The following is a 5,587-nucleotide window of genomic DNA, read 5'->3' on the forward strand; positions in this document are numbered from 1 at the left end:
GGGGAGTCGGGCCGTAGTGGTCGGTTCGGGGCGCGGCCTCGGGGCGGGACGGACCGCTACCGTGGCCGGGTGACCGAGCGGATCCTGCGGGTGAACGACGTCGACCTGTGCGTGGAGACCTCGGGGTCGCCGGCCGATCCCGCGGTGCTGCTGGTCGCCGGGGCGACCGGCTCGATGCTGTCCTGGGCGGACGGGTTCTGCGCCCGGCTGGCGGACGGCGGGCGGTTCGTCATCCGGTACGACCAGCGCGACACCGGGCGGTCGGTGACCTACCCGCCGGGTGAGCCCGGGTACGGGTTCGGTGACCTGGCGGCGGACGCGGTCGGGGTGCTGGACGCGCTGGCCGTGTCGCGGGCGAACGTCGTCGGCCTCTCCATGGGCGGTGGCATCGCCCAGCTCGTCGCGCTCGACTCCGCCGACCGGGTGGCCTCGCTGACGCTGATCGCGACCAGTCCCGCCGAGCCGGGCACACCGGGCCTGCCGCCGCCGTCCCCTGCGCTGCAGGAGCACCTGGCGAACGGCGGGACGCCCGCGCCCGACTGGACCGACCGCGACGCGGTGGTCGAGCACCTGGTGGCGGCGGAACGGCCCTACGCCGGACCGCGGCCGGTGGACGTCGCCGCGGCCCGCGAGCTGGCCGGGCGGGTGTTCGACCGGGCGCGGAACATCGCGTCGAGCGTGAACCACTTCCAGGCCGGCGGCGGGGAGCCGTGGCGCGACCGGTTGGGCACGATCACCGCACCGACGCTGGTCGTGCACGGCGACGTCGACCCGCTGCTCCCACCGGGGCACGCGGAGGCCCTGGTGCGGGAGGTGCCCGGCGCGCGGCTGCTCCTGCTGGAGGACACCGGTCACGAGCTGCCGCCCGGCGTCTGGGACGTGGTGGTCCCGGCGCTGCTGGCGCACACCGACCGCGGCAAGCCGGGGCGGGACGAGACGATGGCCCGGATCCGCGGGCTGGGGTCGGTCGACGCGGGCACGGCCTTCGAGCAGCTCTACGCCGCCGCGTCACGCGGTGAGGTGGACGTGCCGTGGCACCGCGACGAGCCGCACCAGCTGATCCTCGACCGCTTCCAGGGCGTCGACGGCACGGGCAAGCGGGCGCTCGTCGTCGGCGCCGGCTACGGGCAGGACGCGGGGTTCCTCGCCGGGCTGGGCTTCGACACGACCGGGTTCGACATCTCGCCGACGGCGGTGGGCGCGGCGCGCGAGCGGTTCCCGGCGGCGCGGTTCGTGGTGGCCGACCTGCTCGACCCGCCGTCGGAGTGGTGGGGCGCGTTCGACGTGGTGGTGGAGGTGCTGATCGCCCAGTCCCTGCCCGCCGCCGTGCGGCCCACCGGCATCGCGCACGTGCGCCGGTTCGTCGCGCCCGGCGGCACGTTGGTCCTGCTGGCCTCGGCCCGCGACGACGACGAGCCCGCGGCGGGCCCGCCCTGGCCGTTGGTGCGTGCGGAGGTCGAGTCCTACGCCGACGACGACCTCCGCGCGGTGGAGGTGGACCGCACCGGTGCCCGGTGGTGGGCGGAGTTCCGGCGCGCGATCAGCTGATCCCGATGATCGAGGTGTAGCCGTTGGGCACGATCTTGTGCGCCATCCGCTCGTAGGCCTCGGGGTCGTCGGGCGCCCACGTGGCCAGCCCGTCGACGTAGCGGTTCGCGGCGCAGAACATCGCGGCGATCAGCACGGTGTCGTGCACCTCGATGTCGGTCGCGCCGTTCTCCTTGGCCTTCTCGATCAGGTCGGCGGTCACCGCGCGCCCGCTCTCGGTGACGGCCGTCGCGATGTCGAGCAGCGCCACCATCTTCGGCGTGTGCGAGTAGTCCTCGGGCAGCTGCGCGGCGGCGAAGGCGGCGTGCGAGCCCGCGCAGAACTTGCACTGGTTCAGCTCGGAGACGTGCGTGGCGATCAGCTCGCGCTCGCCCCGGGTCAGGTCGCTCGGACCGCGCAGCAGCACCTCGGTGAGCTCGGTGAGCGGGCGTCCGGTCTCGGGCCGGTAGTTCATCAGCCCGGCGATGCCGGGCAAGGTGTTGTCCAACTCGATGTGCGGCATGTCCCCAGTGTCCCGATCGCTGGGTATCGCCGTCGAGCTGCGATCGGGCTAATGCAAAACACGGTTATGTAACAGTGTCATCGCTCGGTGTGGCGGTGGTGCGGGGGAACCCGCCGTTCGCGTAGCGCCGTTCACCCGTACGGACCCTCCGCCGGCGCCGTGGCCTCCGGTGCCGCCGCCGCACGCGCGTAGGCCGCCGGGGTGATGCCGTAGCAGCGGCGGAACCAGCGGGTCAGGTGGGCCTGGTCGGCGAAGCCGGTGAGCGCCGCCGCCTCGGCCGCCGGGCGTCCGGCCGCCAGCAGCCGCCTGGCCGCGCGCAACCGGCGTTGGCGCTGGTAGTCGCTGGGGGACAGGCCGTACTCGGCGCGGAACGCGCGGTAGAGCGCGAACCGGCTCAGGCCGGTCGCCTCGGTGAGCTCCTCGGTGGTGACGTCGTCGGCGTAGTGCGCCTCGATCAGGTCGCGGGCCGCGGAGGGGTTGCCCGGCGCCGGTGTCGTCGTGCGCAGCGGCATGACGTGGGTGGCCATCGCGCGCACGGCGTGCATCAGGTGCTCGTCGCGGGCGAGGTGGGTGCCCTCCTGGAGGGCGGTGTGCAGGTTGCGCAGCGCGTCCGCCAGCCGCGGCGAGTGCACCACCGGGTCCTGGAACAACGGCAGGCGCGGCAGCAGCTCCGCGACCAACGACGGTCCGATGTGGACGATCCGGTAGGTGAAGCCGTCCTCGGTGGCGGTCCGGCCGTCGTGCACCTCGTCCGGGTTGAACGCGAGCACCATGCCCGCCGCGCTGGTGTGCGTGCCGCCCCGGCAGCGGAACGCCTGCACGCCCTCCTCGGTCACGCCGAACGAGTACGCGTCGTGGCTGTGCCGGTGGTACCGGTGCGAGGTGAAGTGCGCGTGCATGGCCTCGACCGGCCGGTCGGCCGCGCGCCAGTACCGCGTCCACTGCACCCGCACATTAAACCGCCCGGCCCGGCGGCCGACGGCCGGAAGCGGGCAACCGCTTCGCGCGCCATCCGTGTGAGCGCTCCCACGAGACCCGTGGAAAGTTCGCGTTTGCCCTTGACTGGTGTAGACCATTTCCGGTTGAGTGGCCCCCGTCACGTCCGAGGGCGCTCGAACGGAAAAGAGTGATCTTGTGTCGAGATTCCGCGTAGTGGCGGCGATCGCCGCCTTCGTGGTCGGGGCGGCTCTGACCGTCGCGGTGGCCAACACCGCCGCCGCGGCCGCCTGCGCCTCCGCGTGGACCTCGTCGGCCGTCTACACCGGCGGCACGACGGCGTCCTACGCCGGGCACAACTGGCAGGCGAAGTGGTGGACCCAGAACGAGACACCCGGCTCGGCCGCGGTGTGGGCCGATCAGGGCACCTGCGGCGGGGGCACGACGCCACCGCCCGGCTGCGACCACCCCGCCTGGGTGCAGGGCCAGTGGTACACCGCCGGCAGCATCGTCCGCTTCACCGACGGCAGGTACTACATCGCCGAGCACGACAACCCGGGCTACGACCCGACCATCAGCACCTGGTACTGGGACCCGTACGACTGCGGCTCCACCCCGACCACCACGAGCAGCACGCCCGCGCCGGGCGGGTTCGTGGTGAGCGAGGCCCAGTTCCAGCAGATGTTCCCGAACCGGAACCCCTTCTACACCTACGCCGGCCTCACGGCGGCGCTCGGCGCGTACCCCGGGTTCGCGAAGACCGGCAGCGACACAGTGCGCAAGCAGGAGGCGGCGGCGTTCCTGGCCAACGCCAACCACGAGACCGGCGGCCTGGTGTACGTCGTCGAGCAGAACACGGCGAACTACCCGCACTACTGCGACGCGGGCCAGCCGTACGGCTGCCCCGCCGGTCAGGCGGCCTACTACGGCCGCGGTCCCATCCAGCTCAGCTGGAACTTCAACTACAAGGCGGCGGGCGACGCGCTGGGCCTGCCGCTGCTGACCAACCCGTGGCTGGTGCAGAACGACGCCTCGGTCGCCTGGAAGACCGCCCTCTGGTACTGGAACACCCAGTCCGGTCCGGGCACCATGACCCCGCACAACGCGATGGTCAACGGCTACGGCTTCGGCGAGACGATCCGCAGCATCAACGGGTCGCTGGAGTGCGGCGGGCGCAACCCGGCGCAGGTCCAGAGCCGGGTCGACGCCTACCAGCGGTTCGTCGGCATCCTCGGGGTGCCCGCGGGCAACAACCTGTACTGCTGAACGACGGTCGGTCGGGGGCCGTGCGCGGCACCGCCCCCACCGGTCACCGGGCCAGGTGCGCGAGCACGGCCCACCCGAACGACCCCGGCGACTCGACCCACGGCACGTGGCCCGCGCCGGGCAGCACGACCCGCGCCACGTCCGGCAGCGCCTCGGCCAGCGAGTCCACCGCCCACCGGGGCCGCACGTCCGCCGCGCCGTCCACGATCAACGTCGGCACGGTCAGCCCGCGGCAGCGCGCCACCAGCTCCGCTTCGTCCCGCGACCGCGACTCCGCGATCAACGCGGCGTTCGCCTCCTCGTTCACGCCGAACCACGGCGTGGCCAGCTCCTCGGCGCTCCACCGGGCCGTCGACGGGTCGGCGAAGTCCGCCGTCCACAGCCGGACCGCCGCGTCCCGACCGATCGGCACGCCCGGCTCGTCGCCCGGGTCGACCACCCCGCCCACGTCGGCCAGCCGTTCGGCCCGGTTGCGCCGGTGCTCCTCGTGCCACTCGTGCCCCAGCCCGGTGCCGGAGACGTAGACCAGCGACGAGACCCGGTCCGGGTGCTCCAGCGCGTAGTGCAGCGCCACCTCCGCGCCCCAGGAGTGGCCGAGCAGCGCCATCCTGTCGAGTCCGAAGTGGAGCCGGACGGCGTCCAGGTCGGCCACGGTCCGGGCCATCGTGTACGGCCCCTCCCGCTCCGACCGGCCGCCGCCGCGCTGGTCCCAGCGGATCACCCGCACGCGGTCGGCCAGCAGCTCGGCCAGCCCGCCGAACACGTCCCACAGCCCGGGGCCGCCGTGGCACAGCACCAGCGGTTCGCCGCGCCCCGGCCCGGTGCGGCCCGGCTCGTCGCGCCCCGACTCGGCTGCCCACAACACGCGGCCGTCGTCCGCGATGACCTTGTGCTCCTCCATGCAGCCCAGTGTCAGCCAACCAGGCGGCGGATCACACTGATCGGGCCAATTGAGTCGATGGGAGCGATCTTCACGGGAACGCCCTCGGTCGACGCGTGCACCGCGCGCTCGCCGTCCACGGCCATCGCGACGTGCGACTGGCCGGCGTAGTAGATGATCAGGTCACCGGCCTGGACCTGCGCTCTCGTCACCGCGTGCCCGGCCGTGGCCTGCAGGTACGTGGTGCGCCCGATGGTCACGCCGGCCTCGCGGTAGGCGGCCTGGGTGAGGCTGGAGCAGTCCCACGCGTCCGGGCCGTTCGCGCCGAACACGTACGGGTCGCCCCGCTGGGCGAGGGCGTACTCCAGGGCCACCCCGGCCGCGCCGGGGGGCACGGCGACGTCGGACGTGTCGCCGGGGGAGGCGAGCACCGCCTTGTCGGCCGCGCTCAGCGA

6 protein-coding genes are annotated in these 5,587 nt (G+C 73.6%); 2 read left to right on the plus strand and 4 right to left on the minus strand.

What is annotated here, in order from left to right:
* Positions 1-69 precede the first annotated feature (69 nt).
* Positions 70-1,548, plus strand: a complete 1,479-nt coding sequence (locus AB0G02_RS27060; protein WP_360798920.1) for an alpha/beta fold hydrolase — start codon at positions 70-72, stop codon at positions 1,546-1,548.
* Here the strand turns inward: AB0G02_RS27060 and AB0G02_RS27065 are convergent.
* Both AB0G02_RS27065 and AB0G02_RS27070 read right to left on the minus strand, forming a co-directional pair.
* Entirely contained in the window at positions 1,541-2,050 is a 510-nt protein-coding gene (locus AB0G02_RS27065; RefSeq protein ID WP_360798922.1) for a carboxymuconolactone decarboxylase family protein, read from the minus strand. The genes AB0G02_RS27060 and AB0G02_RS27065 overlap by 8 nt on opposite strands.
* 131 nt (positions 2,051-2,181) lie before the next feature.
* On the minus strand, positions 2,182-2,997 hold the full coding sequence (locus AB0G02_RS27070; RefSeq protein WP_360798925.1) for an AraC family transcriptional regulator: 816 nt from the start codon (positions 2,995-2,997) through the stop codon (positions 2,182-2,184).
* Positions 2,998-3,184: 187 nt separating this feature from the next.
* Between AB0G02_RS27070 and AB0G02_RS27075 the strand changes: the two genes are divergently transcribed.
* Entirely contained in the window at positions 3,185-4,252 is a 1,068-nt protein-coding gene (locus tag AB0G02_RS27075) for a glycoside hydrolase family 19 protein (protein ID WP_360798928.1), read from the plus strand.
* Positions 4,253-4,295: 43 nt separating this feature from the next.
* Here the strand turns inward: AB0G02_RS27075 and AB0G02_RS27080 are convergent, their stop codons facing one another.
* Positions 4,296-5,153, minus strand: coding sequence for an alpha/beta hydrolase (locus tag AB0G02_RS27080; protein WP_360798931.1), 858 nt, complete (start codon positions 5,151-5,153; stop codon positions 4,296-4,298).
* A gap of 11 nt (positions 5,154-5,164) precedes the next feature.
* Positions 5,165-5,587, minus strand: a 423-nt coding sequence (locus AB0G02_RS27085; protein ID WP_360798934.1) for an NlpC/P60 family protein, incomplete at its 5' end; no start/stop codon positions are given.

Origin of the sequence: Actinosynnema sp. NPDC023658 (assembly GCF_040639995.1) — a bacterium.
Taxonomy (GTDB): Bacteria; Actinomycetota; Actinomycetes; order Mycobacteriales; family Pseudonocardiaceae; genus Actinosynnema.